General features: G+C 68.6%; 17 protein-coding genes and 2 pseudogenes. 10 read left to right on the top strand and 9 right to left on the bottom strand.

Annotation, left to right across the window (positions count from 1 at the left end; all coding sequences use genetic code 11):
* The first annotated feature begins 2 nt into the window (after positions 1-2).
* From ACTMO_RS0113860 to ACTMO_RS0113830, 7 genes are all read left to right on the top strand, one after another.
* Positions 3-908 (top strand): oxygenase MpaB family protein, encoded by a 906-nt coding sequence (locus tag ACTMO_RS0113860; protein WP_019855290.1) that lies wholly within the window; start codon positions 3-5, stop codon positions 906-908.
* 70 nt (positions 909-978) lie between these two features.
* On the top strand, positions 979-1530 hold the full coding sequence (locus tag ACTMO_RS0113855) for a YbaK/EbsC family protein (RefSeq protein ID WP_019855289.1): 552 nt from the start codon (positions 979-981) through the stop codon (positions 1528-1530).
* 215 nt (positions 1531-1745) lie between these two features.
* Positions 1746-3248, top strand: a complete 1503-nt coding sequence (locus tag ACTMO_RS0113850; protein ID WP_019855288.1) for an FAD-linked oxidase C-terminal domain-containing protein — start codon at positions 1746-1748, stop codon at positions 3246-3248.
* Entirely contained in the window at positions 3248-4531 is a 1284-nt protein-coding gene (locus ACTMO_RS0113845) for an FAD-binding oxidoreductase (RefSeq protein ID WP_019855287.1), read from the top strand. Before ACTMO_RS0113850 ends, ACTMO_RS0113845 begins: the two co-directional genes overlap by 1 nt.
* Positions 4531-5931 carry a (Fe-S)-binding protein gene (locus ACTMO_RS0113840; protein ID WP_019855286.1) on the top strand — a complete coding sequence of 467 codons (1401 nt, stop codon included), beginning with the start codon at positions 4531-4533 and terminating at the stop codon, positions 5929-5931. Before ACTMO_RS0113845 ends, ACTMO_RS0113840 begins: the two co-directional genes overlap by 1 nt.
* Positions 5932-6069: 138 nt before the next feature.
* The gene (locus tag ACTMO_RS0113835; RefSeq protein WP_019855285.1) at positions 6070-7287 is read left to right on the top strand and encodes an acetyl-CoA C-acetyltransferase; all 1218 of its coding nucleotides are present in this window, start codon (positions 6070-6072) and stop codon (positions 7285-7287) included.
* Positions 7288-7432: 145 nt separating this feature from the next.
* Complete coding sequence (locus ACTMO_RS0113830; RefSeq protein WP_019855284.1) at positions 7433-9655, top strand: 3-hydroxyacyl-CoA dehydrogenase NAD-binding domain-containing protein; 2223 nt, start codon at positions 7433-7435, stop codon at positions 9653-9655.
* A 55-nt stretch (positions 9656-9710) separates the two neighbouring features.
* Here the strand turns inward: ACTMO_RS0113830 and ACTMO_RS0113825 are convergent, their stop codons facing one another.
* Together ACTMO_RS0113825 and ACTMO_RS21085 are read right to left on the bottom strand one after the other, a co-directional pair.
* A complete protein-coding gene (locus ACTMO_RS0113825) occupies positions 9711-10574 on the bottom strand; it encodes a hypothetical protein (protein WP_157062893.1) in 864 nt (287 codons plus the stop codon).
* A 148-nt stretch (positions 10575-10722) separates the two neighbouring features.
* Positions 10723-11340 (bottom strand): TetR/AcrR family transcriptional regulator, encoded by a 618-nt coding sequence (locus ACTMO_RS21085; protein WP_019855282.1) that lies wholly within the window; start codon positions 11338-11340, stop codon positions 10723-10725.
* Between the two features lie 125 nt (positions 11341-11465).
* Between ACTMO_RS21085 and ACTMO_RS0113815 the strand changes: the two genes are divergently transcribed.
* Positions 11466-12962: a flavin-containing monooxygenase gene (locus tag ACTMO_RS0113815; RefSeq protein ID WP_019855281.1), complete on the top strand. Its 1497-nt coding sequence runs from the start codon at positions 11466-11468 to the stop codon at positions 12960-12962.
* A 160-nt stretch (positions 12963-13122) separates the two neighbouring features.
* Positions 13123-13902 (top strand): DUF6319 family protein, encoded by a 780-nt coding sequence (locus ACTMO_RS0113810; protein ID WP_019855280.1) that lies wholly within the window; start codon positions 13123-13125, stop codon positions 13900-13902.
* Here ACTMO_RS0113810 and ACTMO_RS0113805 read toward each other — a convergent pair.
* From ACTMO_RS0113805 to ACTMO_RS0113790, 4 genes are all read right to left on the bottom strand, one after another.
* Complete coding sequence (locus ACTMO_RS0113805) at positions 13895-14773, bottom strand: 5-oxoprolinase subunit C family protein (protein WP_019855279.1); 879 nt, start codon at positions 14771-14773, stop codon at positions 13895-13897. The genes ACTMO_RS0113810 and ACTMO_RS0113805 overlap by 8 nt on opposite strands.
* Positions 14770-15381 (bottom strand): 5-oxoprolinase subunit B family protein, encoded by a 612-nt coding sequence (locus tag ACTMO_RS0113800; protein ID WP_019855278.1) that lies wholly within the window; start codon positions 15379-15381, stop codon positions 14770-14772. Before ACTMO_RS0113800 ends, ACTMO_RS0113805 begins: the two co-directional genes overlap by 4 nt.
* Positions 15378-16142 carry a LamB/YcsF family protein gene (locus tag ACTMO_RS0113795; RefSeq protein ID WP_019855277.1) on the bottom strand — a complete coding sequence of 255 codons (765 nt, stop codon included), beginning with the start codon at positions 16140-16142 and terminating at the stop codon, positions 15378-15380. Before ACTMO_RS0113795 ends, ACTMO_RS0113800 begins: the two co-directional genes overlap by 4 nt.
* Before the next feature lie 73 nt (positions 16143-16215).
* Positions 16216-17433, bottom strand: coding sequence for an NRAMP family divalent metal transporter (locus ACTMO_RS0113790; protein WP_019855276.1), 1218 nt, complete (start codon positions 17431-17433; stop codon positions 16216-16218).
* Positions 17434-17669: 236 nt separating this feature from the next.
* Between ACTMO_RS0113790 and ACTMO_RS24120 the strand changes: the two are divergent.
* Positions 17670-20667 (top strand): annotated as a pseudogene (locus ACTMO_RS24120) (Tn3 family transposase).
* A gap of 826 nt (positions 20668-21493) precedes the next feature.
* On the opposite strand, the gene ACTMO_RS0113765 reads toward ACTMO_RS24120, so the two are convergent.
* The 3 genes and pseudogenes from ACTMO_RS0113765 to ACTMO_RS23735 all read right to left on the bottom strand — a co-directional run.
* On the bottom strand, positions 21494-22024 hold the full coding sequence (locus ACTMO_RS0113765; protein ID WP_245556176.1) for a hypothetical protein: 531 nt from the start codon (positions 22022-22024) through the stop codon (positions 21494-21496).
* A 413-nt stretch (positions 22025-22437) separates the two neighbouring features.
* Complete coding sequence (locus tag ACTMO_RS23740; RefSeq protein ID WP_245556317.1) at positions 22438-22614, bottom strand: hypothetical protein; 177 nt, start codon at positions 22612-22614, stop codon at positions 22438-22440.
* An 85-nt stretch (positions 22615-22699) separates the two neighbouring features.
* A pseudogene (locus ACTMO_RS23735) lies at positions 22700-22939 on the bottom strand (tyrosine-type recombinase/integrase); the annotation flags it as partial.
* Positions 22940-22969 lie beyond the last annotated feature (30 nt).

The raw sequence follows: 22969 nt of genomic DNA, 5'->3' as shown, positions 1-22969 counted from the left end.
TCGTGTCCGAGACCGATGTCAGACAGCCGTGGTTCGACCCGTTGGGCAAGTTCGCCCGGCTGCGGCTGATCCGGGACCTGGATCCGGAGCGGGACCACACCCTGATATACCGCATATCGGCCGGTCTGGAGTTCCCCTGGGACTACCGGAGGGCGCTGGAGCTGGCGCTGTTCCGCACGTTCTGCGTGCCGAGCATTTCGGGGCTGTTGCGGCGTACCGGCGAGTTCGCCCGCAGGACCCAGAAACGCTACGACGACACCTCCATCCTCATGGAGGAACTGGGTCGGCACGGCTACGACTCGCGACAGGGCAAGCGGTCGCTGCGGATGATCAACCGGATGCACGGGCGCTACGACATCAGCAACGACGACATGCTCTACGTGCTGTCCACCTTCGTCTACGATCCGATCCGGTGGATCGACGCCTACGGATGGCGTTCGTTGAGTGAGCACGAACGACTGGCCGCCTACCACTACTACCGGCAGGTGGGACGGCGTATGGGGATCCACTCCATTCCGGACTACGTGGAGTTCGAGCGGTTCAACCGGGAGTACGAGGCGGAGCACTTCGTGTTCGCCGAGAGTAACCGGGCCGTGGGCCTGGACAGTCTGGCGATGGTGTGCGCGTGGTTTCCCCGTCCCATGCGGTGGCTGGTCGCCCGCGGTTTCATCGCCGGGTTGGAACCGGCCATGCGCACGGCCTTCGGGTTCCCCGAACCGAGGGAGTGGGAGGAGCGGGCGGTGGCCGGGGCCCTCCGCTGGCACGGTCGGCTCGAACGGCTGCTTCCCTCCCGACGGGTGAGCAGGCTCGGCCGGGGCAGGAAACTCAGCTATCCCGGCTACCCACACGGCTACGACCTCGACGACCTCGGGGCGTTGGACCGTTGTCCGGTGGAGGCGAGCGGGTGACTCGCGCTCCGGGCCCCGGAGGAGGGCCACCGCCTGGCTTCGTGGGTGTGCGTACCGGCATCCTCGGAGGATGTCCCTTCCTTCGATCAACGGCCTGAGGTCGCTGCCCGCCACCGAGCACCCGGAACTGCTGGCCCCGCCCGTCGCCGAGGCGCTGTCCGGCTGGCCACACGCCTCCGCCGTCGCCGTCGCCGAGATCGAACCGTCGGTCGCGGACACGGCGGCGTTGATGTCCACACTGGAGGCGCCCCTCTCGGCTGCGGCCAACTGCGTGGTCGTGGCCGGACGACGTCAGGGCGAGGAGCGGATCGCCGCCTGCGTGGTGCGGGCGGATCGGCGGGTCGACGTCAACAACACGGTCAAACGCACCCTCGACGTACGCAAGTCCTCGTTCCTGAATCCCGACAGGGCGGTCGAGGAGACGGGAATGGAGTACGGGGGGATCACCCCGCTGGGACTGCCCGACTCGTGGCGGGTGCTCGTGGACGGCGCGGTGCGCGACGTCGAGGTGGTGATCATCGGTTCGGGCACGCGCCGGTCCAAGCTGCTGCTGTCCGGGAAGTCGTTGACCGAGCTGCCCCGGGCCGAGGTGCTCGACGACCTGGCACGCGGGGCCACGTGAGGGACCACGTGGGACGGGCGGCCGTCCGTTTCCCGGTGGTTCCGGGTTCCCTCCTCGCGGGTGCTGTCGGATTCCCGGGGACCTGCTCGCTGATCGCCGTCCGAGACGCTCCGCCGTGGGTGAACTGTGATCTCTTGTATCCAAGTCGTATTCAAGCTATGATCCACATGACATCGCCGAACCCGTTCGACGACGGCGAGACGAGGAGGCGGGCCATGGAGTCCGGCGCCCTGACACCTCCAGCCCGACAGGAGCCCCGCGGCGACCTCGACGGGTGCACGGCGCGGCTGAGGGAGTTGCTCGGTCGGGAGTCGGTGATCACCGACAGACAGCGGGTCCGCACCTACGAGTGCGACGGCCTGGCCAGTCACCGCACCGTCCCCGCCGTGGTGGTGCTGCCCGAGAACGCCGAACAGGTCCGTGCCGTGGTCGCGACCTGCTCGGCGCACGGGGTTCCCTTCGTCGCACGCGGATCCGGCACGGGTCTGTCCGCCGGGGCCCTGCCCCGTTCCGACGGGGTGCTCGTGGTGACCTCCAGGATGCGCCGCATCCTGGAGCTGGACGTCGCCAACGAGCGTGCCGTGGTCGAACCCGGCGTCGTCAATCTCGACGTCACGAGGGCGGCCCAGCCGTACGGCTACTACTTCGCCCCCGACCCCTCCAGCCAACAGGTCTGTTCCGTGGGCGGCAACGTCGCGGAGAACTCCGGTGGGGCGCACTGCCTGAAACACGGGTTCACCGTCAACCACGTCCTGGCCGTCTCCGTGGTCACTCCGGACGGGCAAGAGGTCGAGCTGGGCGGACACGCCCGGGAGGCACCGGGCTACGACCTGCTCGGCGCGTTCGTCGGCAGCGAGGGAACGCTCGGAGTGGTCACCTCGATCACCGTGCGGCTGCTGCGCGTTCCGGAGAGCGTGCGGACGCTGCTGGCCGGTTTCCCCACCACCGACGACGCCGGGGCGGCCGTGTCCGCGATCATCGCCGCCGGGATCACCCCCGCCGCCGTCGAGATGATGGACGCCCTCTCCATCAGCGCGGCCGAGCAGGCGGTGCGGTGCGACTATCCCGAAGGGGCCGGGGCGGTGCTCATCGTCGAGCTGGACGGTCCGCACGCCGAGGTCGAACACACCTTCACGGAGGTCTCCGAGCACTGCGTCGCACACGGGGCCTTCGAGATCCGCACCGCCGCCGACGAGCGGGAACGCGCACTGATCTGGAAGGGACGCAAGTCGGCCTTCGCCGCCGTCGGACGGATCAGCCGCGACTACATCGTGCAGGACGGGGTGATACCGCGTACCGCCCTGCCGGAAGTGCTGCGCCGCATCGCCGAACTGTCCGCCTCCTCCGGGGTGCGGGTGGCCAACGTCTTCCACGCGGGGGACGGGAACCTGCATCCCCTGGTGCTGTTCGACGGTTCCGACCCCGGCGAGACCGAACGGGCCGAGGAGGTCTCCGGGGCGATCCTCGACCTGTGCGTGGAACACGGCGGTTCGATCACGGGGGAGCACGGCGTCGGAGCCGACAAGGTGCGCTACATGGGACGCATGTTCACTCCCGAGGACCTGGACACCATGCAGTCCCTGCGCTGTGCTTTCGACCCCGAGGGGCTGTGCAACCCGGGTAAGGTGTTCCCCACGCCGAGGTTGTGCGGGGAGACCCCGGGCCGGCGGCGTGGCGTGCACCCACTGACCGAAGCGGGATTGGCCGAGCAGTTCTGATGGGTACCCCGGCGAAGGAAACCGTCCCGGAGGAGCTCCGTAGGGCGGCCGGAGAGGAACGGGTCGGGCGTCCCGGCCCGGCCGACGTGGTCGACGGAGGCGCTCCTCGTTGGGTCGCTCGGGCGGACGGCACCGACAGCGCCGCCGCGATCCTGCGGGTGGCCGCCGAGCACGGGATGACCGTGGTGCCGCGCGGCAGCGGCAGCAAGCTCGACACGGGTGGGCCCGCCGCGGAGGTGGACCTGCTGCTCGATTTGTCCGCGGCCGACGAGGTGCTCGAACACGCCGCCGGTGACCTCGTGGTGCGCGCCCAGGCCGGTGCGCGGCTGCGGGACGTGCAGCGCGTGGTGGCCCGTGCGGGACAGCAGCTGTCCGTGTCCGATCCGCGCCCCACGGCCACCCTGGGTGGCGTGATAGCGACCGGGACCTCGGGACCGTGCCGCCAGCTGTACGGGGGAGTGCGGGACCTGCTGCTCGGCCTGACCGTGGTTCGCGCCGACGGCACCGTGGCACGGTCCGGGGGAAAGGTCGTCAAGAACGTGGCCGGATACGACCTGGGCAAACTCTTCACCGGTTCGTACGGCACGCTCGGTGTCGTGACCGAGGCGATCTTCCGGCTGCACCCGCTGGCGGGGGAACGCCGGTGGGTCGCGGTGCGGGTTCCCGATCCGGAGAGCGCCGCGGAGGCCGCCCGGTTGTTCCGGGTCTGTCAGGCCGCACCGAGCGGCGTCGAACTGGACCGCCCCGCCGGTGGGGAGGGGATCACCGTCTGCGCCGAGCTGGAAGGGCGCGTCGGGGCCACCGCACACCGGGCCGAGGAACTCGCCCGTTCGTTCGAGCGGACCCTGGGAACCGCCGCCGAGGTTCTCACGCGGGCCCCGGAATGGTGGGACGAGCTGCCCCACGAGTCCGGGGGAACACTGCTGCGGCTGGCGAGCGCCCCCGCCGACCTCGGCGAGCTGGTCGAGCTGATCGGCCGAGTGGAGCGGGAGCACGGGGTGTCGTTGGCGCTTCGCGGGGCGGCGGGACTCGGGGTGCTATACGGTGCCGTTCCCGCCGGGGTCGCGCCGGAGTCGGTGGCCCGGCTGGTCGAGGGGGTGCGGGCGGAGACCGGAAGGCTCGCCGGCTACACCACGGTGGTGCACACCCCGCCTCGGGTGAAGGAACTCGTCGACGTGTGGGGGCCGGTGGCCGCCGGTGTCGGGGAACTGATGCGGCGCACCAAGGAGCGGTTCGATCCCGAACACCGGCTGGCGCCGGGACGTTTCGTCGGAGGGCTGTGATGAACGAGCGGACTCCCGAACAGGAACCGGCCCCACGGGAGAGTGGCCGACTCGATCCGTCCGCACCGGTCTCCTCCGGTGCCGGTGGCGCGTTCGACGCGTTCCACCCCCCGCAGCGGGAACTGATCGACGACTGTGTGCACTGTGGATTCTGTCTGCCCGCGTGCCCCACCTACGAGCTGTGGGGCGAGGAGATGGACTCCCCCAGGGGGAGGATCCACCTGATGGAGACCGGTCTGGACGGGGAACCGCTCTCCGAGAGTATGGTCGAGCACTTCGACAACTGCCTCGGCTGCATGGCGTGCGTGACGGCCTGCCCGTCGGGAGTGCGGTACGGTCCCCTGATCAACAGGACCCGGGCCCAGGTCGAGCGCAACCACCGTCGTGAACTCGGGCAGCGCCTGCTGCGTCGGCTGATCTTCGGACTGTTCCCCCACCCGCGACGGTTGCGCGCGTTACGCGGTCCGCTCGCGCTGTACCAGCGTTCGGGACTGTCCGAACTGCTGCGCCGCACCGGGTTGACGGACGGCTTGCCCGCCTCGCTGCGGACGATGGAGGAGTTGGTCCCTCCGGTCCGGAGCGCGCCCCGGATTCCGGAACGCGTCCCGGCACGGGGAGAGCGTCGGGCGGTGGTGGGGATGCTCACCGGCTGTGTGCAGCACGCCTTCTTCCCCGAGGTCAACACCGCCACCGCGCGGGTACTGGCCTCCGAGGGGTGCGAGGTGCTCGTCCCGCGGGGACAGGGGTGCTGTGGCGCGCTCAGCGAGCACACCGGCCGGGAACGGGAGGCCGTGGCGTTCGCCAAGCGCGTCGTGGACACCTTCACCACGGCGGGGGTGGACTACGTGGTCGTCAACTCGGCCGGATGCGGTTCCACGCTCAAGGAGTACGCCCGGTTGCTGGCCGACGAGGGGGAGTACGCCACGGCGGCCGCGTCGTTGGCCGAACGGGTGCGCGACGTGGCGGAGCTGGTGGCCGAGCTCGGTCCGGTGGCCGAACGGCACCGGCTGGAGCTGACCGTGGCCTACCACGACGCCTGCCACCTCAGCCACGGACAGGGGATACGGAGCCAACCGCGTGAACTGCTGCGTTCCGTTCCCGGGCTGGAGGTGCGGGAGATCGAGCGCGGGGAGATCTGCTGCGGTTCGGCCGGGGTGTACAACCTGCTGCGTCCGGAACCGGCGGCGGAGCTGGGCGAGCTCAAGGCGGGCAACGTCCGTGCCACGGGGGCGGAACTGCTGGTGACGGCCAATCCCGGGTGTGCGATGCAGATCGGCGCCGCCCTGCGTCGTCGTGGTGAACGGATGCCGGTGGCCCACACCGTCCAGGTGTTGGACGCGGCCGTGCGGGGGCTTCCGGCGGAGACGTTGTTGGGCCGCCGGGCACCGGCGGAGAGCTGACCCCGAGGACACGGGTCTCCCGCTCCCCACCGTGGTGGGGAGGTTGTCCCGGTCCTCCCGAGTGTTTCCCATTGACTGTGACAGTGTTGGTGTCACACTCTTCATGGAGGAAAGTCACAACGAGGAGGCTCCCCACACATGTCCGAGGCGTTTGTCTACGACGCGATCCGCACTCCGCGCGGTCGCGGCAAGAAATCCGGTGCGTTGTACGGGACCAAACCCATCAGTCTCGTGGTCGGGCTGGTGGAGGAACTGCGTCGCCGTCACCCGAACGTGGATCCGGAGGTGCTGGACGACCTGGTGCTCGGTGTGGTCACTCCGATAGGAGACCAGGGCGGGGACATCGCCAAGTCGGCCGCGCTCGCCGCCGGACTGCCCGAGACCGTCAGCGGTGTCCAGCTCAACCGCTTCTGCGCCTCCGGGCTGGAGGCGGTCAACACCGCCGCGCAGAAGGTGCGTTCCGGATGGGAGGACGCCGTGCTGGCCGGAGGGGTGGAGTCCATGTCCCGGATCCCCATGGGCACGGACGGAGGTGCCTGGGCGATGGACCCCGAGACCAACCTGGAGACCTCCTTCGTCCCCCAGGGCATCGGAGCCGACCTGATCGCCACCCTCGAGGGCTTCGACCGGGAGACCGTGGACGCCTTCGCCGCGGAGTCGCAGACCCGTGCGGCCAAGGCCTGGGCGGACGGCCGCTTCTCCCACTCGGTGGTGCCGGTGACCGACCGCAACGGCAGGACGGTGCTCGACCGTGACGAACACGTGCGCCCGAGCACCACGGTGGAGGCTCTGGGGGAGCTGGAACCCTCCTTCGCGGGTATCGGGGACATGGGCGGTTTCGACGCGGTCGCCCTGCAGAAGTATCACTGGGTCGAGCGGATCAACCACGTGCACACTCCCGGCAACTCCTCCGGGATCGTCGACGGGGCCGCGCTCACCCTGGTCGGCAGCGCGGACTTCGGCGAGCGGTCCGGAATGCGACCGCGAGCCCGGGTCGTCTCCGCGGCGCTCAGCGGGGCGGACCCGACCATCATGCTGACCGGCCCCGGTCCGGCTGTGCGCAAGGCCCTGGACAAGGCGGAACTGGGGATCGACGACATCGACCTGGTCGAGATCAACGAGGCCTTCGCCGCCGTGCCGCTGAAGTTCATGCGGGACTTCGGGGTCCCGCACGAGAAGGTCAACGTCAACGGCGGAGCCATCGCCATGGGGCACCCGCTCGGGGCGACCGGCGCGATGATCCTCGGCACCCTGATCGACGAACTCGAACGCCGTGGCCTGCGCTACGGGCTGGCGACGCTGTGCATCGGGGGAGGCATGGGCATCGCCACCGTCGTCGAACGCGTCAGCCAGTGACCGGACCCCCTCCCTCCCGCCGGGCAGCGGCGGAGCTTTCCGCCACGACGGTCCCCGTCGGACACACCGGTCGCCCACAGGCGGTGCCTCCCCGCGCGGCCCGGCGCGAACCCGCCCATCCCGAAGTCTGTGAAGGACGAACCACATGAGCGAACAGAGCACCATCCGCTGGGACGAGCCCGACGCCGACGGTGTCGTGGTACTCACCCTCGACGACCCCGCGCAGCAGGCCAACACCATGAACGAGCGCTACCTGCGTTCCATGGAGGAGACGGTACGACGCCTGGAGGACGAGCGGGACCGCCTCTCCGGCGTGGTGATCACCTCGGCCAAGAGCACGTTCTTCGCCGGGGGTGACCTGCACGAGCTGATCAGGGCGCGTCCGGAGAACGCCGCACGGGCGTCCGAGACGAGCACCCAGGCCAAACAGCAGTTGCGCAGGCTGGAAACCCTCGGTGTCCCGGTGGTGGCCGCGCTGAACGGAACGGCCCTCGGCGGTGGACTGGAGATCGCGCTCGGCTGCCACCACCGGGTGGCGTTGAACGACCCGAAGGCGCGTTTCGGCTTCCCCGAGGTCAGTCTGGGACTGCTGCCCGGGGCCGGTGGTGTGGTGCGCACCGTGCGGATGCTCGGGATCGCCGACGCGCTGCTCGGAGTGCTGACCCAGGGGCAGCGGATGCGGCCGGGCAAGGCCCACGAGCTCGGGCTGGTCGACGAGCTCGTCGAGGACACCGACTCCCTGATGCGGCGGGCCAAGGAGTGGATCCGGGAGAACCCCCAGGCCGCACAGCCCTGGGACAGGAAGGGATTCCGTATCCCCGGCGGCACTCCCTCCGACCCCAAGTTCGCCGCGAACCTGCCCGCCTTCCCCGCCAACCTGCGCAAGCAACTCAAGGGAGCCGATCTCCCCGCGCCGAAGAACATCCTCTGCGCGGCCGTGGAAGGCGCCCAGGTCGATGTGGACACCGCTCTCGAGATCGAGGGACGCTACTTCGTGGAGCTGGTCTGCGGGCAGACCTCCAAGAACATGAGCAAGGCCTTCTTCTTCGACCTGGAACACATCAACTCCGGCGGCAGCAGGCCGGACGGCCAGCCGCGGTGGTCGGCGAGCAGGGTCGCCGTGCTCGGCGGGGGGATGATGGGGGCGGGCATCGCCTACGTCTGCGCCCGGTCCGGCATGGAGGTGGTGCTCAAGGACCTCTCCCGCTCCGCCGCGGAGAAGGGCAAGGAGTACTCGGCACGAGTGCTGGAGAAGGACCTCGGCAAAGGACGGATCACCGAGAGCGAACGGGACGGGGTGCTGGCCCGGATCACCCCGACCGACCGCGGCGAGGAACTGGCCGGCTGCGACCTCGTGATCGAGGCCGTCTTCGAGGACCCCGAGGTCAAGCACGGGGTGTACGCCGAGGCCGAGGAGTGGATCGAGGCCGACGCCCTGATCGCCTCGAACACCTCCACGCTGCCCATCACCGAACTCGCGGAAGGAGTGCGGCGGCGGGAGGACTTCATCGGGCTGCACTTCTTCTCACCGGTGGACAAGATGCCGCTGGTCGAGATCGTTCGCGGTGAGCACACCAGCGACCACGCCCTGGCCAGGGCGTTCGACGTGGTTCGCCAGATCAACAAGACCCCGATCGTGGTGCAGGACAGCAGGGGTTTCTTCACCAGCAGGGTCATCGGCACCTTCCTGAACGAGGGGGTCGCGATGCTGGGCGAGGGGGTACCCGCCGCCTCGATCGAACAGGCCTCCGCCCAGGCCGGGTTCCCCGCGCCGGTGCTGCAACTGTTCGACGAACTCACCCTGACCCTGCCGCGCAAGATCCGGGAGGAGACCAGAAAGGCCGTCGAGGCCGCCGGGGGAACCTGGCGGGACCACCCCGCCGACCCGGTGCTCGACCGGATGGTCGAGGAGTTCGGACGCAAGGGCCGCTCCTCTGGGGCGGGTTTCTACGAGTACGCCGAGGACGGACAACGACTGGGACTGTGGAGCGGACTCGGTACGCACTTCGGAGCGGGCAGCCTCTCCCCGGAGGAGATCCCGTTCACCGACCTGAAGGAACGCCTGCTGTTCGTGCAGGCCCTGGAGACCGTGCGGTGCCTGGACGAAGGGGTGCTCACCTCGGTGCCGGACGCCAACATCGGATCGGTGTTCGGGATCGGATTCCCTCCGGCCACCGGCGGGGTGGTGCAGTACATGAACGGCTATCCGGGAGGACTGCGTGGCTTCGTCGAACGGGCCAGGCAGTTGGCGACCCGCTACGGTGACCGGTTCGAGCCGCCGGCCTCGCTGGTGTCCAAGGCCGAGTCCTGTGAGGTCTTCGACGTCGGCGAGCCGGATCCCGAGGTGGTCACGGCCGTGGCGGCGTGAGTCTCGCCGCGGACGGATCCGGGCGCGGAGTCGGACTCCGCGCCCGGGTGTTCGTTCAGCCCGCCTGTCGGGGAGCGCGGAGCACGTCACCGACCGGCAGGGTCCGGGCGAGGCTGGTGCCCTGTCCCACGGAGAGGGTCTTCGAGGGGTTCTCCACCACGCCGGTGATGGCGTCGCGGACGGCCTCGGAGGGGTTGTCGTCCAGCCTGCGCACGGTCGGCACCTGCTTCGTGGCGGGAACCACGTGCTCGACCTCGGGGAGTTCGACCGGGTTGTCCGAGGCGTTCAGCGGTGACTCGGTGACGGCCTTGGCCAGTGCGCCCACCGGGTTGGTCAGTGGCTCGGCCTCGTATCCCTCGGCCACGGTGGCGTCCACAGCGGTGTCCAGCGTGGACATGCCCTCGTGGTTCTCTCCACGTGGGCCCACCTTCGCGTCCAGTAGTTCGGCCCTGCCGTTTCCGTCGTCCACGACACCGGTGTAGCCGGGCTCGACGTTGACTCCCACCTCGGGACGGGTCTTGGTCATCTGCTGGAGCCGGCTCGTGGTTCCGCCGACCTGGCCGATCAGCCTGGTGGCCTCACCGGACTCCAGGACGGGTTCCTCGTCGCGTACCTCGTTGGCCAGGCCGTGGGAGGTCCTGGTGATCTCCTTGCCGACCTCCTTGAAGAGGTTCGGGCTCTTCACGCTCACCGTGGTGTCCGCGCAGGGCATCTTCTCCCGCCCGGGAACGCCGGGGTCACGGCAGGCATCCACCGGAGCGGTGAAGGAGATCTCGTCGGGGACCTGGGACAGGTCCGGCTTGGCGAGGTCCGACGTCGTGGGGTCGGAGGAATCGGCCGCGGCCGTTCCCGCCCCGACTGCGGCGAACCCCGCGGCCACAACAACAGCGTTCAACGTGCGCGTGGTCCAGGGGCGCAAGATCAGTACTCCTTGAATCCGAGTTCACGGGCTCGGTCGTTGACACGCCGGCAGCGTCTTCGGCCGGTACTGGGAATCCGTGCGTGACAATCGACCTACGCGACCGCATCGGAAACACCGAGATTGATCTTGAGTGGGCCTTCGCCCCTTACCCCTGATCGTGTGAGGCGGGATACGCGCGGTGCGCGGCGGCCACCTCCGCGGACAGGCTCGGCCAGATCAGGGCCATCAGGTGCTCGGTCACCCGCTCCGGAGTGATCTCGGGACGGTTCTCCCGCCACAGCGCCATCCGCTCGCAGGCCCCTATGATCGCCTCCGCGAAGGCCTCGAGTCGGGCGGGGTCGGTGTTCGGCAGTGCGACGCGCAGCATCTCCTCGGTGAACTCGGCCTGCTGGGTGCGGAAGCCCTCCAGCTCGGTGTCCAGTCCCGCCCCGACCACCGCCGACTCGGTACGTAGCAGTGCCCAGGACTGCTTGTGCTCCTCACCGAAGCGGAAGAACGCGAGTAGGCCGTCGTGGAGCTGTCGCTCGGGGTCACCGGCGTTCGCCGCCGCGGCGGAGGTGGTGGCCTCCAGCAGCTCCCGCCTGACCCGCTCCAGACAGGCCAACAGCAGTCCCTCCTTGGAGCCGAAGTACTCGTAGAGCATCGGTTTGGACAGGCCGACACGCCGGGCGATGTCGTCCATGGAGGTGGCCTGGTAACCCCGGGTGGCGAAGACCTCCTCGGCGACTCCGAGGATCTGCTGCTCCCGCTCGGCCCGGGACATTCGTTTGCGACCGGAGGCGGCCCGCTGCGCAATCTCCACGAAATTCACCCTACCGTAAGTAACCCTACTAGTAGTAGCCTACTGGTTAGTAAGATCACTCCGCTCGATTAGGGAGGCACCGGGGGATGGTTAAGCGACAGCGGGAACAGCGTGGGCACAGCACCTCCGTCGTCATCGTCGGCAGTGGTTTCTCCGGCCTCGGCACCGCCATCCGGCTGAAGAAGGAGGGAATCTCCGACTTCGTACTGTTGGAGAAGTCGTGGGATCTCGGCGGGACGTGGCGGGACAACACCTATCCCGGCTGCGCCTGTGACGTCCCCTCGCTGATGTACTCCTTCTCCTTCGAACAGAATCCCGACTGGTCGAGGATGTTCGCCGAGCAGGGCGAGATCGAGGACTATCTGCGCCACTGTGCCGAGAAGTACGGCGTCGAGGAGCACATCCACTACGGTGTCGAGTTCACCGGCGCCGAATGGGACGAGGACAACCACACCTGGCACGTGTTCACCGCCGACGGTGACGAGTACGTGGCCAGGGCCCTGGTGTCGGGGGTGGGTGCCCTGCACCTGCCGAACTACCCCGACCTGCCGGGGATGGAGAGGTTCCGGGGAGAGGCCTTCCACTCCGCGGAGTGGAACCACGACTACGACCTGACGGGCAAACGCGTCGCCGTGGTCGGCACCGGCGCCAGCGCCATCCAGTTCGTTCCCAGGGTGGCCCAGCAGGCGGCGAAGCTGAACCTGTTCCAGCGCACCCCGCCGTGGATCCAGCCCAAGCCGGACCGCCCCCTGCCGGAGCGGCTGCGGAAGGCCTTCCGGCGGGTACCCCTGTTGCAGCGCGCGGTACGTTTCGCCATCTACATGACCCTCGAAGTGCGTTCGGTGGCGGTGCTGCGCGAACCACGCCTGCAACGTGTCTCGCAGTGGCTGGCCAAGCGCTTTATCCGTAAGCAGGTCAAGGACAAGGGAATCCGTGAGGCCGTCACCCCGGACTACGCCATGGGGTGCAAGAGGATCCTGCTCTCCAGCGACTTCTACCCGACGCTGAACCGGTCCAACGTGGACCTCAACACCAGCGGGGTCAGCGAGGTGCGCGAGAACTCCGTGGTCGACGGCAACGGGGTCGAACACCCGGTGGACGCGATCATCTTCGGAACCGGCTTCCACGTCACCGACGCCTTCGACCACCTGTCGATCGTGGGACGCGGCGGACGCAAACTCCAGGAGGCCTGGAAGGACGGGATGGAGGCGCACAAGGGGATCACGGTCTCCGGGTTCCCCAACCTGTACTTCCTGCTCGGTCCCAACACCGGTCTCGGACACAACTCCGTGGTCTTCATGATCGAGTCCCAGATCAACTACGTGCTCAGCATCCTGCGGCCGCTGCTGCGCGGGGAGTTCACCCAGGCCGACGTGCGGCAGTCGGCCCAGGACGAGTTCAACGCGCGGATCCAGTCCAAGCTGAAGGGAGCGGTGTGGTCCGCCGGCGGCTGCCAGAGCTGGTACCTGGACGCCAACGGGGTGAACCGGACCCTGTGGCCCGGGTTCACCTGGAACTACTGGTGGGAGACCCGCAAGGCCGATCCCAGGGACTACGAGATCCAGCGCGCGGGGGCGCGTTGAGCATTCGCACGTACGTTCGATAGGCTGCCTTGGTCAGTTCGTGTGAACCCACGCCGGTGCGCCCGCGCGTCGCGAACGGGCGGCCCTCTCCGAGCGAGTCCACGGGGTCCGTTCCCACGCGGTGCGGGGCGCATGCCGTTGTCCACTCGGGGGAGGCCCGATGTCCGAGGCCCGTGCACTGTCGTCCGAGCAGATTCGCGGTCTCCGCGCGGAACTGGATAACGGAACCACGCCGACGGTCTGGTTCACCGCCTCGGCGGTGGGAGTGGACCCGGGCCGTTCCGGCAAGGTCGTCTCCATGGAGGAACCCGCCGAGGGGGAGTTCCTGCAGGTGCGTCCGGCCGGTTCCAAGGACGTGCTCTCCTTCTCCGCGGCCGAGGTGACCCTGGACAAACCCGCGCGCAAGCGCGGGGAGTCCGCGACGGCCGGAAAGGGCGCCTCCCGGAAGGGATCCGGTTCCGCGAAGGCGGAGACCTCCTCGCCGGCGGAGGCCTCGCGCGGAACAGCCTCCCACGCGGAGGGTTCGCGGGGCTCCACGTCCGCGTCCACCTCGCGGCGGACGAAGGGGACCGGAGAGCGCGGTGGAACCTCCTCCGAGGGGCGGAACTCGGAGGAGGCGAGCACGAAGCGTTCGGCCACCTCGCGCGGCGGTACCTCGACCCGCTCCGCGAGCCGACGTCCCTCGGGGGCGACGGTGACCCTGACCGCGGGCACGGAGGGAACGTGGACCGTCGAGGTCAGCAACGGCAAGAAACGGGTGCTGCGCCCCACCGAGGTTCCCGCCTCCGCCGTGGGGCAGGCGGCGAAGGCCCTGCACGAGGACGTGGCCGCCGCCGTGGAACCCCTGCTGGAGGCGGAACGGGAACACCAACGGGCTCGGGTCGAGCAGTTGCAGCGTGAGCTGGAGGAGGCCCAGCGCAGGCTGGAGGAGCTCAGCTGAACGGTCCGTGACCTCGTCGGGTCCGGAACCACAGGCGCTGGCCGGGGCGGGCCTGGGCGGCACGGTCCACCTCCGTTGAGCGGAGTACGGCGATGACGGGATATCCCCCGGTGACCGGGTGATCGGCCAGGAACAACGTCGGTCTCCCCGAGGGAGGGACCTGCAACGCCCCGGCGACCATGCCCTCACTGGGCAGTTCCCCGCCGTGGCGGCGTTCCAACGGGGGACCGTCCAACCGCATCCCCACCCGGTCGCTTTCCGGGGTGACCCGGTAGCCCGTCCCGAGCAGCGTGGCCAGCGCCTCCCCGGTGAACCAGTCGGCACGGGGGCCGGGCGTCACCGTGAGCACGAGGTCCCCTTCGGGGGGTGCCGGGACCGGAGCCGTGTCCACGAGCGGGAACTCCGCGGGTGCGGGCCCCACAGGCAGCACGTCCCCGGCACTCACCGGGGGCGGTCCCAGCCCGGACAGCGTGTCCGTGGCGCGGGAGCCCAGCACCGGATCCACCTCCACCCCGCCGCGTACCGCCAGGTAACCACGCGCCCCGTGGGACGGCGTGCCCACGGTGAGGACCCCTCCGGCGGGAACGCGCAGCACGGTGTTCGGGGCCGCCGCGTAGCCGTCGACGGCGAGCGGACAGTCCGCCCCGGTGAGGGCCACGGTGAGGGGATGCTCGGCCCGCAGACTCAGCCCCCCGAGGGTGACCTCCAGGCCCGCGTACCCCTCCGGATTGCCGACCAGCCTGTTGGCCAGCCGGAACGATCCCCGGTCCGCCGCCCCCGAGACGCCGACGCCGATGTGGGCCGCTCCGGTGCGTCCCAGGTCCTGCACGGTGGTCAGCGGTCCGGTGGTGAGTATCCGCAGTTCGGTCAACCGGCCTCCTCGAAACGGACGCGCACGCCGGGGCGCAGCAGGGCCGGAGGATCCCGGTCCGGTCGCCAGATCTCCAGTTCGGTGTGTCCGATCAGCTGCCACCCTCCCGGAGAACTTCGCGGGTAGACACCGCTGAAACTCCCGGCCAGCCCCACGGATCCCCGGGGAACCCGCGTGCGGGACTCGGCCCGCCGTGGCACCTCCAACCGGGCCGATCCTCCGGTCAGGTAGCCGAATCCGGGGGCGAACCCGCCGAAAGCCACCCGCCACTCGGTGCCGGTGTGCTCCTCGACCACCCCGCGTTCGGTCAGTCCCGTCAGGGCCGCCACCTCCGCGAGGTCCGCACCGTCGTAGACGACCGGAATCCGCAGCGACTCCTCCGTGGCGAGTCCACCGGGTTCGACAGGGGTTCGCCGGACCAGGTGTTCGATCCTCTCGGGATCGGCGTGGCGTGGGTCCAACTGCAACAGCAGGGTGCGCGCGGCCGGAACGAGGTTGACCACTCCGGGAATCCGCTGGTGCCGCAGCGCCGTGTAGAGCCCGTGCACGCTGTCGAGGTCGTCGAGCTCCACCAGCAGACCGCTGTCGGCCAGGGGAAGTATCCTCATCCGGCCTCCCTCCCGTGCGGGCTGCGCAGGGGGACACCCGCGGAGGTCAACCGTTGCCGCACCCGCCGGGCGATGGTGATCGCCTCCGGGGTGTCGCCGTGGACGCAGATCGAGTCAGCCACCACCGTGATCTCGGTACCGTCCACGGCCTCGACCGGCTCCGCCCGCGCCAGGCGCAGGCAGCGTTCGGCGATGCGTTCCGGGTCGGTGAGCACCGCGTGGGGTTCACCGCGGGGCACCAGCGTCCCCTCCGGGGTGTAGGCCCGGTCGGCGAACGCCTCGACGAGGGTGCGCAGCCCGGCCTGCTCGGCCTGGCGCAGCCATTCCGAGCCGGGCAGCCCCAACACCGCCAGCCCCGGGTCGTACCGGCGTACCGCCTCGACCACGGCGGCGGCCTGCTCCCGGTGGCTCACGACCGCGTTGTAGAGGGCACCGTGCGGTTTGACATAGCGTACCCGGGTGCCCTCGACCCGGGCGAGCGCTTCCAGGGCGCCGATCTGGTAGATCACCTCGTCGGTGAGCTCGCTCGGGGCCACGTCGACGAAGCGTCGCCCGAACCCCGCCAGGTCCCGGTAGCTCACCTGCGCTCCCACGGCCACCCCGCTCCGGGCGGCGTGCGCGCAGGCCCGGCGGATCACCCGGGGGTCTCCGGCGTGGAAGCCGCAGGCCACGTTCGCGCTGGTGACGATGTTCAGCAGTGCTTCGTCGTCGCCCAGTTCCCATCGGCCGAAGCTCTCGGCCAGGTCGGCGTTGAGGTCCATCCCGCGGATCCTTTCACGGTGATTCGAACGGAGGGGTTTCCCGGAGTGCTGCCGGTTGTTCGGGGCTCAGGGGTCAGTGCCACAGCGCCGCCACCCCACTCACCGAGCTCACCCCGATGTAGAGCGTCGACAACCAGGCCAGCACCCCGACGGCCAGCAGCGGGCGGGGGTGACGGTGGCCGCCGAGCAGGTCCGCGCGGCGTGCGGCCACCCAGAGCAGTACCCCGAATCCCAGGGGCAGGATCAGCCCGTTCAGCGCCCCGGCGAGCACCAGCAGGGTGGTGGGGGTCTGTTCCAGCACCAGGAACGCTCCCGCCGACACCGCGATGAAGGCCACGACCAGCCCGGTTCGGCGGCGTCGCAGCATCGGGGAGAGCGTGCTCAGGAAGGAGACCGAGGTGTAGGCGGCACCGATGACCGAGGTGATGCCCGCCGACCACAGGATCACCCCGAACAACCGCACCCCCACGGGTCCCGCGGCGTGCCGGAACGCCTCGGCGGTCGGGTTCGTCCCGGAGAGCGTCACTCCTCCGGCCACGACACCGAGCAGCGCCAGGAACAGCACCACCCGCATCACGCTGGTCGTCAGCAGCGAGAGGACCGAGCTGCGCGTGATGTGCCCGGTGTGCTCCGGTCCGGTGATCCCGGCGTCGACGAGCCGGTGCGCGCCCGCGTAGGTGATGTAGCCGCCGACCGTTCCGCCGAGCAGGGTGGTGATCGCCAGGAAGTCCACCCGGTGCGGCAGCACGGTCTGGCGCAGTGCCTCCCCGACCGGCGGCGCGGAGGACAGCGCCACGTACAGGGTCAGTCCGATCATGACGACGCCGAGTACGAGTACCAGACGGTCCACGGCCATCCCGGCCCGTCCGCTCAGGAAGATCGCTGTGGCGATCAGCGCCGAGACCGCGCCTCCGAGCTTGACGTCGAGACCGAGCAGGGCGTCCAGCCCCAGCGACGCCCCGGCGATGTTGCCGATGTTGAACACCAGGCCGCCGAAGACGACCAGGGCGGCCATCAGCGACCCCAGTCCGGGCAGCACCCGGTTCCCCAGGTCCTGGGCCCGCATCCCGGAGACGCCGATGATCCGCCAGACGTTGAGCTGGACCGCGATGTCCAACAGGGTCGACAGCAGGATCGCGAAGGCGAAGGCGGCCCCGAGGCGCACGGTGAACTCCGTGGTCTGGGTGATGAACCCCGGCCCTATGGCACTGGTCGCCATGAGGAAGACGGCTCCGAGCAGGCTGCCCCGGCCGACGGTGGACCCGCGTGTTCTCGCGACGTCTTCGGCCATCGTTCCCCGTCACCCCGGTTCCTCTTGGTCGTGGTGTCCTCGGACGAGTGAATTGTTGAACAATTCTGCCACGAGAGGAGCGTTTCCGGCCAGATACAGGGGCTTGAGGAACATCCGAACGACAGACGGCGCTAAGCCGTGAGCTGCCATTCTGTTCGTTGATGATGGTGTGGTCGGCTGCTGTGGTTCGTTGTGGTTCCGCCGTGGTGGGTGGATGATGCGACGGGAGACATGTTGTGCCGGTGGAGTTCCTCTCCGATGAGCAAGCGGGGGCCTATGGTCGGCTCGATAGTGGGTTCACTCGGGCTGAGTTGGAGCGTTACTTCTTTCTTGATGACGTCGACTGGACGTGGGTGACCCCGAAGTGGCGGGACCACAACAAGCTGGGGTTCGCTGTGCAGCTGGCCACGGTGCGCTATGGGGGCCGGTTCTTGGACGACCCGCTGGATGTGCCGACCGAACTGGTGGAATACCTGGCTGAGCAGCTCGGGGTCGCTGACGCGTCGTGTGTTAAGTCCTACGGAGACCGAGAGAAAACTCCGCCGGAGCACAGTTGGGAGATCCGTCAGAAGGATCAGTGACGGGAGTTTTCCGAAGTCGAAGACGAACTCGGCGAATGGGTCGAGGGACGGTCGTGGACGACTGGGGACGGGTCGACGGTGCTGTTTCAGGCGGCGGTGGCCTGGTTGCGGCAGCGTCGGGTCCTGTTGCCGGGGTTGACGACGTTGGTGCGGCTGGTGGCTGCCCGGCGGGAGGCGGCGTCGCAGCAGTTATGGGAGGCGCTGTCGGGGCTGATCGATGACGAGCAGCAGGCGATGCTGGACGCGTTGCTGGAGGTGCCTGAGGGAGAGCGCTCGTCGCGGTTGGATACGTTGCGGCGTGCGCCGACGCGGGTGTCGGGTCCGGGCATGGTGGCTGCGTTGGAGCGGGTCGCGGAGATCCACGGGATCGGGACCGTCGAGGTGGATACGGCGGTGGTGCCGCCGCGGCGGTTGGCGGAGCTGTCGCGCTATGGGATGCAGGGCAAGGCCAGTTTGCTGCGACGGCACGGGGATTCGCGTCGGCTGGCCACGGTGGCGCGTCTGCGTACCCGCGCGGTCGATGACGCGCTGGACCCGCTGGATCTGTTGATCACCAGCAAGTTGCTGGCCCGGGCCGAGCGGGAGTCGAACAAGCAGAAGTTGCGCAGTTGGCCCAAGTTGGAGAAGGCCTCGAAGGCTTTAGCGGTGGCGCTGGACACCTTGCGCGAGATCAGTGACCACGACGAGGAGCTGCCTCGGCAGGCCGCCGAGGACGGTGACGAGGCCGCGTCGATGAGCTTGGCGCAGGCCTGGGCCGAGATCGACGCGGTCGTTTCTCGGAATGCGCTGGACGAGGCGCTGTCCACGGTCACCGAGCTGGCCGGCCCGTCGGATTCGGACGAAGACGAGGCGTGGCGGGCCGAGCTGGTGCGCCGGTTCGACACGGTACGCCCGTTTCTGCGCCCCCTGTGCGAGGTCGTGATCTTCGACGCCTCACCGGAAGGGGAGCGGGTGTTGGCCGCGCTGCGCGATTTGCCCCGCTTGTGGGGCGGGGACCGAAACAAGGTCGACTGCGGCGAGATCGACGAGGGGGTGTTGGTCGGCTCGTTGAAACGCCTGGTGCTGGCCGCTCCCGAGCTGGAACCCGGGTGTGTGGACTGGAAGGCCTACACCTTCTGCGTGCTCGAGCAGTTCCACCGGTTGTTGCGGCGTCGCGACATCTTCGCGACCAACTCCAGCAAGTGGTCCGCTCCCCGGGCGAAACTGCTGTCCGGGTCCGCATGGGAGGCCACGAAACCGCGAGTACTGGCCGGCTTGGAACTGCCCACCGATCCCGAGTCGCTGCTGGCCGAACGGGCCGAGTAGCTCGATGCCACCTACCGCGACGTCGGGCAACGCCTGTCCGGCAACACGGTGGTGCGGTTCGACGAGCACGGTCGGCTGCACCTGAAAGCGCTGCCGGCCGAGGCCGACCCGCAGAGCTTGGCCAACCTGCGGGTGCTGACCAGCCGGATGCTGCCGCGGGTGGATCTGCCCGAGCTGCTGCTGGAAGTGTTCGCCTGGACCGGCGCCGGTGAGGCGTTCACCTCGATCACCGGCGGCGAGGTCCGCCTGGCGGAGTTGAGCACCACGATCGCGGTGCTGTTGGTCGGCGAGGTCTGCAACGTCGGCTGGCAACCCGTGATCAAACCTTGAGCGCCCGCGTTGACCCGTGACCGGTTGTCCCATGTCGACGCCCACTACCTGCGTCCGGAGACCCTGTCGGCGGCTAACGGCGTGTTCATCGAGGCCCAGTCCGGTATCGCACTCGCCCACACCTGGGGTGGCGGGCACGTGGCCAGTGTGGACGGACTGCGTTTCGTCGTGCCCGTGGGAACCGTGCACGCCGGGCCGAATCCGAAGTACTTCAACCGGCGCCGTGGGGCGACCTGGCTGAACATGCTCAACGACCAGGCCAGCGGGCTGGGTGGCACCGTAGTGGCCGGCACCCCGCGAGATTCGCTGCACGTGCTCGACGTGTTGTATGACCGCGACGGCGGCAGGCCACCGGAGATGCTGGTCACCGACACCGCCTCGTATTCCGACATCGTCTTCGGGCTGCTCACCCTGGCCGGCTGGACCTACGCGCCGCAGCTGGCCGACATTCCCGATCAGAAACTCTGGCGCATCGATCCGAAAGTCGACTACGGCCCGTTCAACCATGCTGCCCGCCGCCGCATCGACCTGGAGCGGATCCGGCGGCACCGGGACGACATCCTGCGGGTGGTCGCCTCCATCCACACCGGCGCGGTGCGGGCCTACGACGTGATCCGCATGGTCTCCCGCGACGGACGTCCCACCCCACTGGGCGAGGCCATCGCGGCCTACGGGCGGATCCCGAAAACACTGCACGTGCTGCGACTGGCCGACATGCCCTGGCCCGCAAAGTCTTCCACGGTCAACGCGGCGAACTCCGGCAGCGCTACTACGAAGGCATGGAAACCAACTCGGCGCCCTGGGCCTGGTGCTCAACGCGATCGTGCTGTTCAACACCCGCTACCTCGATGCCGCGATCAACCAACTGCGCGCCGAGGGCTACGAGGTCCGCGACGAGGATGCGGCACGGCTGTCGCCGTTCGTGCACGGCCACATCAACATGCTCGGCCGCTACTCGTTCCTGCTGCCCGACATGGCCGGGCTGAGGCCGCTGCGCGATCCGTCCACACCGGATTAAGAAAACTCTCTCTGACACCGGGGGCTGCTCATCGACTATCGCTCCCAGCGGGACGGAATTCTGATCCATGAAGGATGGGGTCCAAAGGAGGTACATGTTGTACTCCATGTGACTTCGTGACACACGCGATCGTGAAGGATACGATTTTTTCGGCATGATCGCGGGGGTTTATTCCGGAATATAACACCATGACATCGGCATTATAAGACTGAAGGATTACACACGTTGCTGACGACGAGGATGGCGGCTCGTAAGCGTTTCGCGAGCTCACTGAAGATGGTCGCTGCGGCTGCCGTCACGATGGCCCTACTGCCGACGGGGTATGCTGCTGCGCAGCAAGCTGGCACAGCAGCGCCGCAACCTCCTGGGGCACCGGAATCGTGGCACCAGACCGGAAGTGAGTCCGAGTCATTCATGATCACGGCGACACGATCGACCGGCGTTGGCGCTCGCGACGTCATCACCTGTGAAGCGGATAAACAAGTCCCCCATAAATCGACGCATAATCCTGCTTCAGTCAATGTCGTCGCCGTCGTAAAGTGCACGAAACCTGTCGATAGGATTTCAGCGAATATTGCCCTCTATCGGAACGGTGCATTGATTCGGCAATCCGGGTATCAAAACAGCTTCGGCAAGGCCCGAGCCAAGGTGAATACATCCGGGGCGTGTTTGAACGCGACATATGGTTCCTGGCGCGGATTTACGATCGATTTCCCAACTGGTTACCTTCCCCAGTCTCAGACTTGGCCTCCTGAGGGGCAGAACGATCTGGGGTATGGGCCTGCGAACCAGGTCACCACCTGTTGAACACGACGGTCAGCTCGGGTCACTGCGTGGCTCGCCCGCCTGGCCCGTTCAGGCGGTCCGATTTCGCGGTGATGGAATCGGTCGGGCCCACCCGGAACGTCTCCAGTTCCGGGTGGGCCAGGATCGCCTCCACACAGGGGGTACTCGCGGCGAGATAGGTGCTTTGCTGATCCACGTCGGTGGCCATCACCCACGCACGATCCTCCGGCCAGGCCAGTTGTGGCAGGCTGAGATGTGGCTCGGGTGCCAGGTTCTGGGTGAGTCCGGACACCGGCCCACGCAGCACGTACATGTCGCGCAACGCGAACCGGGCCAACGGAGCATGGTTGGGCACCCGTAATGGTTGTTTGCCGTGCCAGATACCGAACCAACAGCTCTCCGGTGTCGTGGTGTGCTGTCGCAACACCACAGCCAACGCCGCGGCGCATTCGACGGCCAGCGTGCCCGTCTCCGGCTCGTCGAACCACGGAACGGCCGGGGCGATGGAGTCCCACTGCATATGGGCGTGCACACGCGTACCGGTGCTGTGGGCCACTTCGGCCCAGCGCACAGGGTGTGTTCCCGTCGCGGTGTGCTGGTCCCCACGATGTAGGAGGCGTGCATACGCGGTGAAATCATCGGGAACGAGCATCCCGACGTCACACGGCGTGGTGTGCAAGGCGGACCGGATCCAGGCGGTGCTCGTGGTCTCCGTCGCGGTTTCCAACGGCCCCGGGATGATTCGCGTTCCCACCACTCACGCCTCTCCACGATATACCGGGCACAGCCACGGCACGGACCATCACGTTCTCCCATTCCACAGTGGCAGATACCGAACACCGCTGACCATGGGAACTCTGTTCACCTCGCTCCAGCACCGCATAGCACAGCCTTGTCTGTGCGGAACCGGTCGGAACCGTCCTGGAACCTCGCCTACCTCGACACGGCGAACGTCCCGTGTTCGTCACCGCCGGTGCGGAAGCACTACCGCCGCGTAGCGGGATCTCGCTTCTGCTGCCATCGGGCCAGCGCCTCCGGCGAGACCTTCGGGTAGCGGGTCAGGGAGGCCACTGAGGTGTGTCCGGAAAACGCCAGTAGGGTGGAGGTGTTGGTCCCGTCCTCTGCGGCGTGGGCCAGCGCGGAGTGCCGCAGCTGGTGCAATCTGTAGGGGTCCGCCGGTCAGCTCCTTGGTGGCCTGCTCGAAGGTTTCGGCCGCGCGTCGATACGACAACCGAGCTCGCCCGGATCCCGGGGCCACATCCACCGGCGGTAGCTCGACGCGGGCACGCCGGTCAGTGAGAAACACCGGTCCTGACCTCCGACCGCCCAACAAGCGCGGAAGCAGCCGAGCGGTGGCGGTACGCCACACGATGACATCGGCCGCACCGCCTTTCCGACGCACCCTCGCGCGACGGTTTCGCAGATCCAGCTCGTCGACGTCCAGCGCCAGGATCTCCTCGGCGCGGGCGGCGGTCTCATACAGCATCCGCCACAATGTCCGTTCCCGAATCGGCAG

The organism is Actinopolyspora mortivallis DSM 44261 (assembly GCF_000384035.1).
GTDB lineage: Bacteria > Actinomycetota > Actinomycetes > Mycobacteriales > Pseudonocardiaceae > Actinopolyspora > Actinopolyspora mortivallis.
The sequence above is the reverse complement of the archived record's forward strand: the minus strand, read 5'-3'. Positions and strand labels throughout refer to the sequence as shown.